11 protein-coding genes are annotated in these 16,605 nt (G+C 69.3%); 7 read left to right on the top strand and 4 right to left on the bottom strand.

All coding sequences use genetic code 11. The features are described from left to right. The first annotated feature begins 104 nt into the window (after positions 1–104). Together QMF80_RS12365 and QMF80_RS12360 are read left to right on the top strand one after the other, a co-directional pair. Complete coding sequence (locus tag QMF80_RS12365; RefSeq protein WP_283452509.1) at positions 105–974, top strand: RecB family exonuclease; 870 nt, start codon at positions 105–107, stop codon at positions 972–974. 89 nt (positions 975–1,063) lie between these two features. Next, positions 1,064–1,735, top strand: coding sequence for a response regulator (locus QMF80_RS12360; RefSeq protein ID WP_283452508.1), 672 nt, complete (start codon positions 1,064–1,066; stop codon positions 1,733–1,735). A 22-nt stretch (positions 1,736–1,757) separates the two neighbouring features. Here the strand turns inward: QMF80_RS12360 and QMF80_RS12355 are convergent, their stop codons facing one another. From QMF80_RS12355 to metH, 4 genes are all read right to left on the bottom strand, one after another. Further along, complete coding sequence (locus QMF80_RS12355; protein WP_502962826.1) at positions 1,758–3,341, bottom strand: ABC transporter substrate-binding protein; 1,584 nt, start codon at positions 3,339–3,341, stop codon at positions 1,758–1,760. Between the two features lie 89 nt (positions 3,342–3,430). Continuing rightward, the gene (locus QMF80_RS12350) at positions 3,431–5,035 is read right to left on the bottom strand and encodes an ABC transporter substrate-binding protein (RefSeq protein WP_283452506.1); all 1,605 of its coding nucleotides are present in this window, start codon (positions 5,033–5,035) and stop codon (positions 3,431–3,433) included. Positions 5,036–5,560: 525 nt separating this feature from the next. After that, a complete protein-coding gene (locus tag QMF80_RS12345; protein ID WP_283452505.1) occupies positions 5,561–6,262 on the bottom strand; it encodes an HAD family hydrolase in 702 nt (233 codons plus the stop codon). Between the two features lie 113 nt (positions 6,263–6,375). Then, positions 6,376–9,906, bottom strand: coding sequence for a methionine synthase (metH, locus tag QMF80_RS12340; RefSeq protein ID WP_283452504.1), 3,531 nt, complete (start codon positions 9,904–9,906; stop codon positions 6,376–6,378). A 251-nt stretch (positions 9,907–10,157) separates the two neighbouring features. Between metH and QMF80_RS12335 the strand changes: the two genes are divergently transcribed. The 5 genes from QMF80_RS12335 (at position 10,158) to QMF80_RS12315 (ending at position 16,457) form a co-directional block, all read left to right on the top strand. Next, positions 10,158–10,925 carry an IclR family transcriptional regulator gene (locus tag QMF80_RS12335; protein WP_283452503.1) on the top strand — a complete coding sequence of 256 codons (768 nt, stop codon included), beginning with the start codon at positions 10,158–10,160 and terminating at the stop codon, positions 10,923–10,925. Between the two features lie 318 nt (positions 10,926–11,243). Beyond that, the gene (locus tag QMF80_RS12330; protein WP_283452502.1) at positions 11,244–12,026 is read left to right on the top strand and encodes an MIP/aquaporin family protein; all 783 of its coding nucleotides are present in this window, start codon (positions 11,244–11,246) and stop codon (positions 12,024–12,026) included. Between the two features lie 75 nt (positions 12,027–12,101). Then, the gene (gene glpK / locus QMF80_RS12325) at positions 12,102–13,643 is read left to right on the top strand and encodes a glycerol kinase GlpK (RefSeq protein ID WP_283452501.1); all 1,542 of its coding nucleotides are present in this window, start codon (positions 12,102–12,104) and stop codon (positions 13,641–13,643) included. A gap of 40 nt (positions 13,644–13,683) precedes the next feature. Continuing rightward, positions 13,684–15,291 (top strand): glycerol-3-phosphate dehydrogenase/oxidase, encoded by a 1,608-nt coding sequence (locus tag QMF80_RS12320; protein WP_283452500.1) that lies wholly within the window; start codon positions 13,684–13,686, stop codon positions 15,289–15,291. A 125-nt stretch (positions 15,292–15,416) separates the two neighbouring features. After that, entirely contained in the window at positions 15,417–16,457 is a 1,041-nt protein-coding gene (locus QMF80_RS12315) for a PAC2 family protein (RefSeq protein WP_283452499.1), read from the top strand. Positions 16,458–16,605: the final 148 nt, after the last annotated feature.

Genomic DNA, 16,605 nt, shown 5'->3' with positions numbered 1-16,605 from the left:
GGCCGCGCCCCGTCGCGCGGTGTGATGCTCCGATCATGCAGTGCGAGGGGGCTCGACGTCGATGGTATGCCCGTGCTGTCGGTGGCGGGTCGTAGGGTCTTGGTATGACGACGAGCCCCGGTACCGGTCCGGCCGAAGCAGCCCGGCCCACTTCGCTGTCCCCTTCGCGGGCGAGCGATTTCATGCGGTGCCCGCTGCTGTACCGCTTCCGGGTGATCGACAAGCTGCCGGAGAAGCCGAGTGCGGCGGCGACGCGGGGGACGCTGGTGCACGCGGTGCTGGAGCGGTTGTTCGACCACCCGGCCGAGGAGCGGACGGCGCCGCGGGCGAAGGCGCTGATCCCGGGGCAGTGGGACCGGCTGCTGGAGTCGAAGCCGGAGCTGACGGAGCTGTTCCCGGGGGATGACGGGGGCGCGCTGGCGGGCTGGCTGACGGAGGCGGAGTCGCTGGTGGACCGCTGGTTCACGCTGGAGGACCCGACGCGGCTGGAGCCGGTGGAGCGGGAGTTCTTCGTGGAGACGGAGCTGGATTCGGGGCTGCGGCTGCGCGGGATCATCGACCGGGTGGACGTGGCGCCGACGGGTGAGGTGCGGATCGTCGACTACAAGACGGGCAAGGCGCCGCGGCCGGAGTACGCGGAGGGCGCGCTGTTCCAGATGAAGTTCTACGCGCTGGTGGTGTGGCGGCTCAAGGGGGTGGTGCCGCGGCGGCTCCAGCTGGTGTACCTGGGCAGCGGTGACGTGATCACGTACGACCCGGTGATCGAGGACCTGGAGCGGATGGAGCGCAAGCTGCTGGCGCTGTGGGACGCGATCAAGGAGGCGACGGAGACGGGTGACTGGCGGCCGCGGCCGACGAAGCTGTGCGGCTGGTGCGACCACCAGGCGGTGTGTCCCGAGTTCGGTGGTACTCCCCCGGTGTATCCGCTGGTCATCACTCCTCGGATGGACGGGGAGCGCCCGGCCGACGTCTGATCGGCGGGCCAGGGCAGAATGGGCGGGGCCTTTCCCGCCGGGTCTGTCCGCCGGGCGTCCGAGTTTCACGCGATTACGAGGGAGACCCTGTGGCGATCCGCGTCCTGCTGGTCGACGACCAGCCACTGCTGCGCACCGGTTTCCGGATGATCCTGGAGGCCGAGGGGGACCTCGCCGTCGTGGGTGAGGCCGGGGACGGTCTCCAGGCGATCGACCAGGTCCGGGCGTTGCAGCCCGATGTGGTGCTGATGGACATCCGGATGCCGCGGATGGACGGGGTCGAGGCGACCCGGCAGATCACCGGTCCGGGGCGGGACGGTCCGGCGAAGGTGCTGGTGCTGACCACTTTCGACCTGGACGAGTACGTGGTGGAGGCGCTGCGCGCGGGGGCCAGCGGCTTCCTGCTGAAGGACGCGCCCGCGGTGGAGCTGGTGCAGGCGATCCGGGTGGTCGCGGCGGGTGAGGCGATGCTGGCGCCGAGCATCACCCGGCGGCTGCTGGACAAGTACGCGGGGCACCTGCCGTCCGGTGAGGCGTCCGCGCCGAACACGCTGGGCACGCTCACCGAGCGCGAGGTGGAGGTGCTGAAGCTGGTGTCGCGGGGGCTGTCGAACGCGGAGATCGCGGCGGACCTGTTCGTGAGCGAGACCACGGTCAAGACGCATGTGGGGCACGTGCTGACGAAGCTGGGCCTGCGCGACCGGGTCCAGGCCGCGGTGTGGGCGTACGAGAGCGGCGTGGTCCGGCCCGGGGCGCAGTAGCGGCCCCGGACCGGGCGGCCGGTCAGCCCTTGCTGATCTCCCAGAAGCGGAAGACCGTGGAGGCGTCCAGGGACCACTGGAGGCCGGTGATGTTGGGGCGGGCGGCCGCGTACTGCTTGCCCTGCCACAGCGGGATGACCGGCACCTCGTCGGCGACGATGTCCTGGAGGCGCGCGAAGTCGGCGGCGGCGGCGGTGCGGTCGGACTTCGCGGAGGTCGCCGGGATGATCGTCCCGGTGATCTCCTTGTTGTCGTAGTTGTTGGCGAGGACGCTGTCCGGGCCGAAGAACGGCTGGGTGAAGTTGTCGGCGTCCGGGTAGTCCGGTACCCAGCCCTTCACGTAGACGCCGTACTTGCCCGCCTGGATGTCCTTCTCGTACTGCCCGAACTCGACGGACTTGACCTCCGTGTCGAACAGCCCGCTGTCGTTGAGCTGCTTGGCGATCGCGTGGAACTCCTGGTCGGTGGTGGGCCCGTAGCGCGACGGGGTGGACCACAGGGTCAGCTTGATCTTGTCCTTGTAGCCGGCCGCCTTCAGGACGCCCCGGGCCTTGTCGGGCTGCGGGCTGCCGCCGTAGCGGTCGAAGAACGCCGTGTTGTGGGAGGCGATGCCCGCGGGGACGATCGAGTAGAGCGGGGTCACGGTGTCGTCGTAGACGTTCTTGGCCACGGTGTCGCGGTCCACGAGGTAGGCGATGGCCTTGCGGACCGGGAGCTTGCCGGCGACCGGGTCGTTCATGTTGAAGACGAGGTGCTCGACCTCGGCGCCGGCGCCTTCGACGACGGAGACCTTCTGGTTGCCGGTCTTGGCGGCCATACCGGCGATGTCCTTGGCGGCGAGGCCGCGGAAGGCGAAGTCGACGTCGCCCGCTTCGAGGGCCTGCTTGAGGGCGCCCTCGTCCTCGTGGAAGAACGTCATGGTGACGCCGGTGTTCTTCGCCTTGGCCTGGCCCGAGTAGGAGCCGTTCACGGAGAAGGAGGCGCTCTTGGTGGAGAAGGAGTCCAGCTTGTAGACGCCGGAGCCGATGGCCTTGCCGTCGGTGCGGAGCTTGTCGGCCGGGTACTCGCGGTGGTCGACGATGGACCCCGCGCCCGATGCGATCTTGCTCGGGAAGGTCGCGTCGGGTGCCTTGAGGTGGAAGACGACGGTCTTGTCGTCGGGGGTGTCGATGCGGGAGACCGACGACAGCATGACGGCGGGGCCGTTCGGGTCGTTGATCTTCAGCGTCCGCTCGAAGGAGTACTTGACGTCCTTGGCGGTGAGGCTGTCGCCGTTGCTGAACGTGAGCCCGCCGCGCAGGGTGCACTTGTACACCGTGCTGTCGCTGCCCTGGAAGCCGCAGGACTGTGCGGCGTCCGGCTCGGGGGACGTACCGCCCTTGGGGAAGGCCAGCAGGGACTGGAAGACGTTGTTGAAGAGGAGCCAGGAGCCCGGGTCGTAGCCCGCCGCCGGGTCCGTCGTGCGCACATCGGCGGATATGCCCATGACCACGCCCTTGGCGCCGCCCGCGGTGGCCCCGCCGTCCTGGGCACCGCAGCCGCTGAGCAGCGCGGCGGCGGCGGCCGCCCCGAGCGGGGCCACCAGCCACTGGTTACGTGTCATCACGCGAAAGTCCTTCACAGTCGACCTGCTTGGTCCATGCCCGGCCCGCGCCATCCGCTGCCGGTCGCCGTCGGTCTCAGCCGCGGTGGGTCTCAGCCGCTGACGCCGCGGCCGAGTTCCCAGAGCTGGAGGTCCGAGATGGAGTTGACGGCCCACTCCACACCGGTGATCCCGTCGCGCGCGGCGACGTACTGCTTGCCCTGCCACAGGGGCAGGACGGGGACGTCGTCGGCGACGATGTCCTGCATCTCCGCGATCGCGGGGGCGGCGACACTGCGGTCGACGGCGCGGCGCGATTCGGGGATGAGCTTGGAGCGCACCGTGTTGTTCGCGTACGGCGTGCCGAGGAAGTTGTCCTGGTCCAGGAACGGGGCGAGGAAGTTGTCGGCGTCCGGGTAGTCGGGGAACCAGCCGAGGCCGTAGGCGGCGAAGTCGCCCTTCTTCTGCGCGGGGCGGAAGTCGGCCCAGTCGCTGCCCTGGACGCTGACGTCGAAGAGCTGGGTCGCGTTGAGCTGGGCCTTGAGGGCCGCGAACTCGGCGGCCGTGCCGTCGCCGTAGTGGTCGTTGGTGTAGTTCAGCGTGAGCTTGACCGGGGTCTTGATCCCGGCGTCCTTCAGCAGGCTCGCGGCCTTGGCCGTGTTCGCCTCGCCGTACTTGTTGAAGAACGAGTTGACGTGGCCGTTCACCGTGGTGGGCACCAGCGAGTACAGGGGCTGCGCGGCCTTCCCGTACACCTTGGAGATGAGCGCGTTGCGGTCGACGGCGGCGGCGAGCGCCTGGCGCACGGCCTTGTCCTTGACGACCGGCGCCTCGGTGTTGAAGGCGAGGTAGCGGATTTCCAGGCCGGGCATCGGGACCAGTCGGACGCCCTTGGGCGCCTTGGCCGCGAAGCCCCGGATCTGCTCGGGCGACAGGGTGCGCGAGACCATCTGGACGGAGCCGTCGGTGAGGGCCTTGCCCATGGCGGCGGAGTCGGTGAAGGTGCGCAGCTCGACCTTGTCGTTCTGCGGCTTGATGTCGCCGATGTAGTTCGGGTTCTTCGTGAAGACGGCGCGGACCAGGTGGTTGTCCTTGACCTCGGCCTTCATCGTGTACGGACCGGAGCCGTCCACGGCGAAGCCCGGGCGGAGCTTCTTGGCGTCGTACGTCTTCTGGCTGACGATGCCCGCGGCGGGCGTCGACAGCTTGTACGGGAAGGTCGCGTCCGGGGTCTTCAGGTGGAAGACGACGGTGTCCGCGCCCTTGGCCTCGACCGTGTCGAGGGTGGAGAGCAGGGAGACCGGGCCGTTCTCGTCCTTGATGGTGAGGACGCGGTCGATGGAGAACTTGACGTCCTTGGCGGTGAGCGGGTCACCGTTGGCGAACTTCAGACCGGGGCGCAGGGTGCAGCGGTAGCTCTCGTTGCCCGCGTCGGTGAAGCGGCAGTCGGAGGCCGCTTCGGGGACGGGCTGGCCGCCGCCGCGCGGGGTGCGCATCAGGGTCTGGACGGTCTGGCGCAGTACGTTCCAGGTCCCGGCGTCGTAGGCGTAGGCCGGGTCGAACGGGGCGGGGACGAAGTCGGCGGCCTCGAACCGGTCGGTGGTACCGACGACGATCGCTCCTGTGCCCGCTCCGGTTCCGCTGGTGCTGCCGCATGCGGTCAGCGCGGGGGTGAGCAGGCCGGCCGCGGCCGTCAGCACCATGGTCTTGCGGTTCATCCTCGAAAAACTCCCTCAACCCGGCACTTGCTCACAGCGGTGAAAAGGGCACTGCGTGGCGGTCGCCCGTTCAGGGCGGAACGATCGGGCCGGTGGTGTGACGATCGGTCCACGCGACCCCGGCACAAGGGTGTGTGCACGGGGTTGCAGAGGTGCGGCGCAATGCCCGCGTCGACACTAGTGGCCCCGGACGGGATGGCTGGAACTGGCCGGACGGGGGGCGTCACCGCACCGTGATGGGAGGAGCACACCCGCGTACACCGGCGTCCGCGGGGATTCGGGCAGGAGCAGATGAATCGGGACACAAGGGAAGCCGCTGGGCCCTCGGGACATGCCGAGGGGCAGCCGCCCCGGTGACGAAGGTCACCCCTGGCAACTACCCCGGCAAGGATGGAATTTCGGCCTCCGGGGCGCCGTACCGGAGGGTCTGCGGCAGGACCGGGATCCCACCCCCATTCCGTTCGGCGTCCGGCCCGGCGTCCGTGGGGTGCGCGCTCGGCGCGCTCCGGCACCCTGAGTGCGCGGTCAGTTCATCGGAGTGATGAGGGACCGCAGGAATTCCAGGTCCACGTCCTCCAGCGAGCCGACGACGGTACGGCCCGGGGCCGCCGGGATCAGGCCGACGGAGGGCACGGCGACGACCCGGCAGCCCGCGGCCTCGGCGGACGCGACCCCGGTGGCGGTGTCCTCGATCACCGCGCACCGCGAGGGATGGGCGCCGAGGGCCCGGGCGGCGATCAGGTAGGGGTCGGGGTGGGGCTTCGTACGCGGTACTTCGTCACCGGCGACGCTGATCGCGAACCGCTCGGGGCCGAGCGAGCGCATGACGCGGTCGATGACGCGGCGGTGCGAGGCGGACACGAGGGCGGTGGGGACGTTGTGCCGGGCCAGCTCCGACAGCAGCCGCTCGGCGCCCGGCATCATGGGCACCGCGTCGGCGATCCGGGCCTCGAAGCGCTCGTTGAGGAGCACGCTCAGCTCGGCGATGCCGATGGCCGCGCCGGTCGACTCGATGAGGAAGCCCGCGCTGCGGCTCATGGGGCCGCCGACGACGACGTCCCGCCAGGATTCGTCCAGCCGGTGGCCCAGCTCGCCGAAGATGTCGACCTCGACGTCCCACCAGAAACCCTCGGTGTCGACGAGTGTGCCGTCCATGTCGAGCAGCACCGCCTGGAGGGCATGTCCGTCGGCCGTACGGGTGACGGGCGTGGGAACGGTGCTGGTCATCCGGCACACCTCTCTGAAGGGACGCGAAGGCCGGTCACCTCTTCCCCGCGGGGCATCCCCGGGGGAACAGGCGACCGGCCTGTATGGGACCGACAAGTGTACGTCGGTCCGCGTCAGCGTGCGTTGAAATACTTCGCTTCGGGGTGGTGGATGACGATCGCGTCGGTGGACTGCTCGGGGTGGAGCTGGAACTCCTCGGAGAGGTGGACCCCGATCCGTTCCGGCTGGAGCAGGTCGGCGATCTTCGCCCGGTCCTCCAGGTCGGGGCAGGCGCCGTAGCCCAGGGAGAAGCGCGCGCCGCGGTACTTGAGGTCGAACATGTCGTTCATGAATGTCGCGGTCTCGGCCTGGTCCGGGTCCTCTCCCGCGTAGCCGAGTTCGGCGCGGACCCGGGCGTGCCAGTACTCGGCCATGGCCTCGGCGAGCTGGACGGACAGGCCGTGGAGTTCGAGGTAGTCGCGGTAGGCGTCGGCCTTGAACAGCTTCGCGGTGGCCTCGCCGATCTTCGAGCCGACGGTGACGACCTGGAGTCCGATGACGTCGGTCTCCCCGGAGTCCTCGGGCCGGAAGAAGTCCGCCAGGCACAGGCGGCGGCCCCGGCGCTGGCGCGGGAAGGTGAACCGGGTCCGCTCGTTGCCCTGCTCGTCCAGGATGATCAGGTCGTCGCCCTTGGACACGCACGGGAAGTAGCCGTAGACCACCGCGGCTTCCAGGAGGTTCTCGGTGTGCAGCTTGTCCAGGAGCCCGCGCAGCCGCGGCCGGCCCTCGCTCTCCACCAGCTCCTCATACGTCGCCCCGCCCGCGCGGGCCTGCTTGAGCCCCCACTGCCCCTTGAACAGGGCGCCCTCGTCCAGCCAGGACGCGTAGTCCTTCAGCGGGATCCCCTTGATCACCCGCGTCCCCCAGAACGGCGGCGTCGGCACCGGATTGGTCACCGACACGTCGGAGCGGGCCGGACCGCTCTCCGTCTCCTCCTCCACGGCGACCGGGGTGTCGCGCTTGGCGACGCGGCGCTGCTTGAGTTCGGGAAGGGTGGCGCCCGGGACTCCGCGCTTCACCGCGATCAGGGCGTCCATCAGGCGCAGGCCTTCGAACGCGTCGCGGGCGTAGCGCACTTCGCCTTCGTAGATCTCGTGGAGGTCCTGCTCGACGTAGGCGCGGGTCAGGGCGGCTCCGCCGAGGATGACGGGATAATCGGCGGCCAGCTTGCGCTGGTTGAGCTCCTGGAGGTTCTCCTTCATGATCACCGTGGACTTCACCAGCAGCCCCGACATACCGATCACATCCGCGCGGTGCTCGACCGCCGCCTCCAAAATCGCGGAGACGGGCTGCTTGATCCCGATGTTCACCACGTTGTAGCCGTTGTTCGACAAAATGATGTCGACCAGGTTCTTCCCGATGTCATGGACATCCCCACGGACCGTGGCCAAGACGATGGTCCCCTTGCCATCCGCGTCCGTCTTCTCCATGTGCGGCTCCAGATAAGCCACCGCCGTCTTCATCACCTCCGCCGACTGCAGGACGAACGGCAACTGCATCTGACCCGACCCGAACAGCTCACCAACGACCTTCATCCCCTCCAACAGGGTGTCGTTGACGATCTCCAACGCCGGACGGGCCTCAAGAGCCTCATCCAGATCCCGTTCCAGACCGATCTTCTCGCCATCGATGATCCGGCGCTGCAGCCGCTCATCGAGGGGAAGCGCGAGGAGCTCCTCAGCGCGCCCGGCCTTCAACGACTTGGTGTTGACACCCTCGAACAACGCCATCAGCTTCTGCAGCGGGTCATAACCCTGCGCACGCCGGTCATAGATCAGATCCAGCGCCGTAGTGACCTGCTCCTCATTGAAGCGGGCGATCGGCAGGATCTTCGACGCGTGCACGATCGCCGAATCCAGACCCGCCTTCACACACTCGTCCAGGAACACCGAGTTCAACAGCACCCGGGCCGCCGGATTCAGCCCGAAGGAAATGTTCGAGAGACCCAGGGTGGTCTGGACATCGGGGTGGCGGCGCTTGAGCTCACGGATCGCCTCGATCGTCGCGATCCCGTCACCCCGCGACTCCTCCTGGCCCGTACAGATCGTGAACGTCAGGGTGTCGATGAGAATGTCCGACTCGCGGATCCCCCAGTTACCCGTCAGATCCGCGATCAGGCGCTGCGCGATCGCCACCTTGTGCTCGACCGTCCGCGCCTGACCCTGCTCATCGATCGTCAACGCGATCAACGCCGCACCATGCTCCTGCGCCAACCGGGTAACCTGCGCGAACCGCGACTCCGGACCGTCACCATCCTCGTAATTCACCGAGTTGATCACCGCCCGCCCACCCAGACGCTCCAGCCCCGCCCTGATCACGGGAACCTCAGTCGAGTCCAGAACGATCGGCAACGTCGAGGCCGTCGCGAACCGGCCGGCCAACTCGTCCATGTCCGCCACACCATCACGGCCGACATAATCCACACACAGATCCAGCATGTGCGCGCCCTCACGGATCTGATCCCGGACCAGCTCCACACAATCGTCCCAGCGCGCCTCCAGCATCGCGTCCCGGAACTTCCTCGACCCGTTCGCGTTCGTCCGCTCACCGATCGCCATGAACGCCAGATCCTGCCGGAACGGAACCGTCTGGTAGAGAGACGAAGCACCCGGCTCGGGGCGGGGCTCGCGGGCCACCGGGGCCAGCCCCCGCACCCGCTCCACCACCTGACGCAAATGCTCAGGGGTGGTACCGCAGCAACCACCCACCAGCGACAGCCCGTACTCCCGGACGAAAGTCTCCTGCGCGTCCGCCAGCTCACTCGCCGAGAGCGGATAGTGCGCGCCGTCCTTCGTCAGGACCGGCAGACCCGCGTTCGGCATGCAGGAGATCGGAATACGGGCATTGCGCGCGAGGTACCGCAGATGCTCGCTCATCTCCGCCGGACCCGTCGCGCAGTTCAGCCCGATCATGTCCACACCCAGCGGCTCCAGCGAGGTCAGCGCCGCCCCGATCTCGCTGCCCAGCAGCATCGTCCCCGTCGTCTCCACCGTCACCGAACAGATCAGCGGAACCGACACCCCCAACGCGTCCATCGCCCGCCGCGCACCGATGATCGACGACTTCGTCTGGAGCAGATCCTGCGTGGTCTCCACCAGCAGCGCGTCCGCACCACCCGTGATCAGACCCTCCGCATTGACCTGATACGCGTCCCGGATCGCCCCGTAACGGATGTGGCCCAGCGTCGGCAGCTTCGTACCCGGACCCATCGAGCCCAGCACCCAGCGCTGCTGACCCGTCGACGCCGTGTACTCATCAGCGACCTCCCGGGCGATCCTGGCACCGGACTCGGACAGCTCGAAATTACGGTCAGGAATGTCGTACTCGACGAGGGCCGAGAGGTTCGCACCAAAGGTGTTCGTCTCGACACAGTCCACACCCACCGAGAAATACGCCTCGTGCACCGAGCGCACGATGTCCGGGCGGGTCACGTTCAAGACCTCGTTGCAGCCCTCGAGGTTCTGGAAGTCTTCCAGGGTGGGGTCCTGGGCCTGGAGCATCGTTCCCATGGCTCCGTCGGCGACCACCACGCGGGTGGCCAGTGCCTGGCGGAGGGCGTCGGCCCTGTCCTGGGTGTCTGCGGGCGGGTTCGGCAACGAGGCCATGGCTGAGCTCCCTGGGATGCGACGGCTGTCGGCTTTACACCCCCTCTGTGTCAAGGGTGCACGCGGTCAGGGTAACCGCGTGGAAGCGGCCCCGGTGAGGGTGTCCCACGTGGCGGACTGCATTCTGTGCGCGGGGGTCTGCCGGGTCTGGCCGGTTCACCGTGGCTCGAACTCTTTCCCCACGATGCGCAAGGTCGACATCGACCGATACTGTTCAGCATTGTCGAACCACGTCAGCAGGAGGCAGTCCGATGGCACGGAACATCCAGTCGCTCGAGCGAGCCGCTGCGATGCTGCGACTCCTGGCGGGCGGTGAGCGCCGCTACGGCCTGTCGGACGTGGCCTCCTCGCTGGGGCTGGCCAAGGGCACGGCCCACGGCATCCTGCGCACCCTCCAGGCCGAGGGTTTCGTGGAGCAGGACCCGGCATCGGGCCGCTACCAGCTGGGCGCGGAGCTGCTGCGCCTGGGCAACAGCTATCTCGACGTCCACGAGCTGCGCGCCCGCGCGCTGGTCTGGACGGACGACCTGGCCCGGGCGAGCGGCGAGAGCGTGTACGTGGGGGTGCTCCACAAGAGCGGGGTGCTGATCATGCACCACGTCTTCCGCCCCGACGACAGCCGCCAGGTGCTGGAGGTGGGGGCCATGCAGCCGCTGCACTCCACGGCCCTGGGCAAGGTGCTGTCCGCGTACGACCCGGTGGCGCACAGCCAGGCGGTGGGGGCCGAGCGGGAGTCGTTCACGCCCCGTACGGTCACGGATCTGGCCGGCTTCGAAGAGGTGCTGGAGCTGGCGCGGGCGCGCGGCTGGGCCGCCGACGTCGAAGAGACCTGGGACGGCATCGCCTCGGTGGCCGCGCCCATCCACGACCGGCGCCGGATGCCGGTCGGCGCGGTGGCGGTCGCGGGCGCCGTGGAGCGGGTCTGCGCGGAGTCCGGGGAGCCCCGTCCGTCGCTGGTGGCGGCCGTGCGGGACTGTGCGCGCGCCGTTTCGCGCGACCTTGGCGCGGGCCGGTTCTGACCTTCCTTTCCCGGCCATGGGCCGTTTCCGGGCCGTTCCATGCCTATTTTCGCCAGTTCCTGACCATGGGATGGCTGGATTTGGGCGATCGCACCTAGTGGTAACGATCCGGCACTTTGCCTCGGCCAACCCTTGACGCGTTCTTCATCTGGGCGGAAAACTGCCGTTCACCGGTCGGCATTGTCGAACACCTAACGGCAATACACGTTAGGGTGAAGCAAGGCCAAGGACCGGTGCAGCACTCACCGAGTGCGTAGGACCACCGGAGGGACCCGGTGTTCCGCCCACCCCATGGACGTTTTGACAAAGGAGTCGCGGGTGTCCAGCTCCGACATCTTCATTGGCGAGACCATCGGTACCGCCCTGCTCACGCTGCTCGGCGGCGGCGTCTGCGCCGCCGTGACGCTCAAGAGCTCCAAGGCCCGCAACGCGGGCTGGCTGGCGATCACGTTCGGCTGGGGTTTCGCCGTCATGATCGCCGCGTACGTGTCCGCCCCGCTCTCGGGCGCTCACCTCAACCCGGCGGTCACCGTCGGCCTCGCGATCAAGAACAGTGACTGGAGCGACGTACCGGTCTACTTCGCCGGTCAGCTGCTCGGCGCGATGCTCGGCGCCGTCCTGATGTGGGCGACGTACTACGGCCAGTTCCGCGCCCACCTGGCCGACCCGGAGCACATACGCGACGCGAAGCTCGGCCCGGAGGACCCGCACCCGCACGACCAGGCGGGCCCGGTGCTCGGCATCTTCTCCACCGGCCCCGAGATCCGCAACATCGCGCAGAACCTCGTCACCGAGATCATCGGTACCGCCGTCCTGGTGGTGGCCATCCTGACCCAGGGCCTCCAGGACGACGGCAAGGGCCTCGGCGTCATAGGCGTCCTGATCACCTCGTTCGTGGTCGTCGGCATCGGTCTCTCGCTGGGCGGTCCGACCGGCTACGCCATCAACCCGGTGCGCGACCTCGGTCCGCGCATCGTCCACGCGCTGCTGCCGCTTCCCCACAAGGGCGGCTCGGACTGGTCATACTCCTGGATCCCGGTGGTCGGCCCGCTCGCCGGTGCCGCCCTCGCCGGAGGTCTGTACAACCTCGCGTTCGCCTGATCAGCACCGGCACGTTGCGCACCAACCGCACCGCCCCCTGATTCCGCCTACTCAGACCTGCCAGGAGCAGCCATCATGACCAGCAGCACCGGCCCCTTCATCGCCGCGATCGACCAGGGCACCACGTCCAGCCGCTGCATCGTCTTCGACCGCGACGGCCGCATCGTCGCCGTCGACCAGAAGGAACACGAGCAGATCTTCCCGAAGCCGGGCTGGGTCGAGCACGACGCCGCCGAGATCTGGACCAACGTCCAGGAGGTCGTCGCCGGGGCCATCACCAAGGCCGCCCAGGACATTCCGGGCTTCACCGCCGCCGACGTCAAGGCCGTCGGCATCACCAACCAGCGCGAGACGACCCTGCTGTGGGACCGCCACACCGGTCAGCCCGTGCACAACGCGCTGGTCTGGCAGGACACCCGCACCGACGGCCTGTGCCGGGAGCTCGGCCGCAACGTCGGCCAGGACCGCTTCCGCCGCGAGACCGGCCTGCCGCTGGCGAGCTACTTCGCCGGTCCCAAGGTCCGCTGGCTGCTCGACAACGTCGAGGGCCTGCGCGAGCGCGCCGAGGCCGGGGACATCCTCTTCGGCACCATGGACTCGTGGGTCATCTGGAACCTCACCGGTGGCACCCAGGGCGGTGTGCACGTCACCGACGTCACCAACGCCTCGCGCACCATGCTGATGAACCTGCACACCCTGGCCTGGGACGAGAAGATCGCGGAGTCGATGGGCGTCCCGCTCAACGTCCTCCCCGAGATCAAGTCCTCCGCCGAGGTCTACGGTCACGTCAAGGACGGCGTCCTCGCCGGTGTCCCGGTCGCCTCGGCGCTCGGTGACCAGCAGGCCGCCCTGTTCGGCCAGACCTGTTTCGCCGAGGGCGAGGCGAAGTCGACGTACGGCACCGGCACGTTCATGCTGATGAACACCGGCGACAAGATCATCAACTCCTACAGCGGCCTGCTGACCACGGTCGGCTACCAGATCGGCGACCAGAAGCCGGTCTACGCCCTGGAAGGCTCCATCGCCGTCACCGGCTCGCTCGTCCAGTGGATGCGCGACCAGATGGGCATGATCAAGACCGCGGCCGAGATCGAGACCCTCGCGTCCTCGGTCGAGGACAACGGCGGCGCGTACTTCGTCCCCGCCTTCTCCGGCCTGTTCGCCCCGTACTGGCGTTCCGACGCCCGCGGTGTGATCACCGGCCTCACCCGGTACGTCACCAAGGCGCACATCGCCCGTGCCGTCCTGGAGGCCACCGCCTGGCAGACCCGCGAGATCACCGACGCCATGACCAAGGACTCCGGCGTCGAGCTGGCGGCCCTCAAGGTCGACGGCGGCATGACCTCCAACAACCTGCTGATGCAGACCCTCTCCGACTTCGTGGACGCCCCCGTGGTGCGCCCGATGGTCGCCGAGACCACCTGCCTCGGCGCCGCCTACGCCGCCGGCCTGGCCGTCGGCTTCTGGCCCGACACCGACGCCCTGCGCGCCAACTGGCGCCGCGCGGCGGAGTGGACCCCGCGCATGCCCGCCGAACAGCGGGACCGCGAGTACAAGAGCTGGCTCAAGGCCGTGGAGCGGTCCATGGGCTGGGTCGACGACGAAGACGCCAGCTGACCGCACCAGCTGAGTCAATCGACGAGGAGCTAAGAGAGATATGAGCACCCTGCAGAGCGTTCCCTCGCTGGGATCGCACCCGACCGCCGGTTCGAACGCGAGCCGGGCCGAGACCCGCGAGCAGCTGGCCAAGGCCACGTACGACCTGCTCGTCATCGGCGGCGGAATCCTGGGCACCTCGGTGGCCTGGCACGCCGCGCAGTCGGGCCTGCGGGTCGCCATGGTGGACGCCGGCGACTTCGCCGGCGCCACCTCCTCGGCCTCCTCCAAGCTCGTCCACGGTGGCCTGCGCTACCTGCAGACCGGCGCGGTCAAGCTGGTCGCGGAGAACCACCACGAGCGCCGGGTGCTGGCCAAGGACGTGGCCCCGCACCTGGTCAACCCGCTCACCTTCTACCTCCCGGTGTACAAGGGCGGCCCGGTCGGCGCCGCGAAGCTGGGCGCGGGCGTCTTCGCGTACTCGGCGCTGTCCGCCTTCGGCGACGGCATCGGCAAGGTCATATCCCCCGCCCGCGCCGTCGCCGACAACCCGGGTCTGAAGACCGACAACCTCAAGGCCGTCGCGGTCTACTACGACCACCAGATGAACGACTCCCGGGTCGCCGTCATGACGGTCCGCGCGGCCGTCGAGTCGGGCGCGGTCGTCCTGAACCACGCCGAGGTCACCGGTCTGCGCATGACGCAGGGCCGGGTCTCCGGCGCCGACCTCAAGGACCGTCTCGACGGCACCGAGTTCGGGGTCGACGCGCGCGTCGTGCTCAACGCCACCGGCCCGTGGGTGGACCACCTGCGGCGCATGGAAGACAAGCACTCGATGCCGTCGATCCGCCTCTCCAAGGGCGCGCACATCGTGATGAAGCGCAAGTCGCCGTGGAAGGCCGCCATGGCCACCCCGATCGACAAGTACCGCATCACGTTCGCCCTGCCGTGGGAGGACCAGCTCCTCCTCGGTACGACCGACGAGGTCTACGAGGGCGACCCGGCGGACGTCCGCGCCACCGAGGCCGACATCCAGCAGATCCTCGACGAGGCGGCCTTCTCGGTGAAGGACGCCGACCTCGACCGCTCCCTGATGACGTACGCCTTCGCGGGCCTGCGGGTGCTGCCCGGCGGCCCCGGCGGGGTCGAGAAGGCCAAGCGCGAGACGGTGGTCTCCGAGGGCCGCGCGGGCATGCTGTCGGTGGCCGGCGGCAAGTGGACGACGTACCGGCACATCGGCCGCGTGGTCATGGACAAGCTGGCGAAGCTTCCGGGCAGCCCGCTGACCGACGACATGGAGCCGGTGAAGTCCCTGGTCCGCCGGGTGCCGCTGCCCGGTGTCGCCAACCCCAACGCGGTCGCGCACCGGCTGCTGATGGACCGCGACCCGGGCTCGCGGATGGACCCGCTCACCGCGCGCCACCTGGCCTCGCACTACGGTTCGCTGGCCTTCGACATCGCGCGCCTCGCGAACGAGGACCCGGCGCTCGCCGAGCGGATCCACGAGGACGGCCCGGAGATCTGGGCGCAGGTCGCCTACGCCCGTGACCACGAGTGGGCGGAGACGGTCGACGACGTCCTGCGCCGCCGGACGACGGTCACCGTCCGCGGTCTCGACAACGCCGAGGTCCGCGGCCGCGTCGAGGAGATGCTGAACCGCAAGGCATAGCTCCCACGCAGGTGGGGAAAAGGGGTGGTCCCGGGGGCCACCCCTTTTCCATGGGCTGTGGAAGGCATCCCCGCAAGGCTTAGGCTGGCCCCCGTACACAAGGGGAACTTCGGAAGGAGACCTGGGTGATCGAGCTTGAGGGCGTGCCCGAGCTGATCGACCCGGTCATGGTGGCCGCGTTCGAGGGCTGGAACGACGCGGGTGACGCCGCCTCCGGTGCGGTCACGCACCTGGACCGGGAGTGGAAGGGCGAGGTGTTCGCGGCGCTCGACGCCGAGGACTACTACGACTTCCAGGTCAACCGTCCGACGGTGTGGCTGGACAACGGGGTACGGAAGGTCACCTGGCCGACCACCCGGCTGTCCGTGGTCCGGGTGGGCGGCGCCAAGCCGCGCGACCTGGTCCTGGTCCGTGGCATCGAACCGTCCATGCGGTGGCGGTCGTTCTGCAACGAGATCCTCGGTTTCGCCCATGAGCTGGGCGTCGAGATGGTGGTCATCCTGGGCGCGCTGCTCGGGGACACCCCGCACACCCGGCCGGTGCCGGTGAGCGGGGTGACGTCCGATCCCGACCTGGCGCGGACGATGGACCTGGAGGAGACGCGGTACGAGGGGCCCACGGGCATCGTCGGGATCCTCCAGGAGGCGTGTACGCATGCCGGGGTGCCCGCGGTGTCGCTGTGGGCGGCGGTGCCGCACTACGTGTCGCAGCCGCCGAACCCGAAGGCGACGCTGGCGCTCCTGAACCGGCTGGAGGACCTGATCGACATCCGCATTCCGCTGGGTGAACTCCCGGAGGACGCGCGGGCGTGGCAGGTGGGTGTGGACCAACTGGCCGCCGAGGACAGCGAGGTGGCGGAGTACGTCCAGACGCTGGAGGAGGCGCGCGACACGGCGGACCTGCCGGAGGCCTCCGGTGAGGCCATCGCCCGGGAGTTCGAGCGGTACCTGCGGAGGCGCGACGGCGGCCCCGGTCCAGGATCCGCCGTAGCCGGTGACCCGGGGGACGGGTCGTACCTGTGGGACCCGTCGAGCGGGAAGCCGAGGCCGCCGCGGCGCAAGCCGGACGCCTCCGGCGAGGACCCGGCGGACCCCCCGGTGGACCCCCCGGCCGATCCCCGGGCGGAGGGCTCCCCGCCGGAGACCCCGGACACCCCGGAGCCGTAGCCCTCAAGCGCCGGGCGGGCTGGATCTGCCCTCAAGCGCCGGGCCGGCTGGGACTCCCCGGTCGGGCAGCGCATTCCAGCCCCGCCGGCGTTTGAGGCGCCCCCGGAGGGCAGGCCACGCCCGTACGACACGCACCGCGGCCCCCGCC

This window comes from Streptomyces sp. G-G2 (assembly GCF_030063135.1).
Classification (GTDB): domain Bacteria; phylum Actinomycetota; class Actinomycetes; order Streptomycetales; family Streptomycetaceae; genus Streptomyces.
This window is presented reverse-complemented; position numbering and strand designations above follow the sequence as displayed.

What these genes read in the sequence shown, in the direction of transcription:
- QMF80_RS12365 (WP_283452509.1), top strand. Translation starts at nt 105, where the DNA reads ATGACGACGAGCCCCGGTACCGGTCCGGCCGAAGCAGCCCGGCCCACT.
- QMF80_RS12350 (WP_283452506.1), bottom strand. Translation starts at nt 5,035, where the DNA reads ATGAACCGCAAGACCATGGTGCTGACGGCCGCGGCCGGCCTGCTCACC.
- QMF80_RS12345 (WP_283452505.1), bottom strand. Translation starts at nt 6,262, where the DNA reads ATGACCAGCACCGTTCCCACGCCCGTCACCCGTACGGCCGACGGACAT.
- metH (WP_283452504.1), bottom strand. Translation starts at nt 9,906, where the DNA reads ATGGCCTCGTTGCCGAACCCGCCCGCAGACACCCAGGACAGGGCCGAC.
- QMF80_RS12335 (WP_283452503.1), top strand. Translation starts at nt 10,158, where the DNA reads ATGGCACGGAACATCCAGTCGCTCGAGCGAGCCGCTGCGATGCTGCGA.
- glpK (WP_283452501.1), top strand. Translation starts at nt 12,102, where the DNA reads ATGACCAGCAGCACCGGCCCCTTCATCGCCGCGATCGACCAGGGCACC.
- QMF80_RS12320 (WP_283452500.1), top strand. Translation starts at nt 13,684, where the DNA reads ATGAGCACCCTGCAGAGCGTTCCCTCGCTGGGATCGCACCCGACCGCC.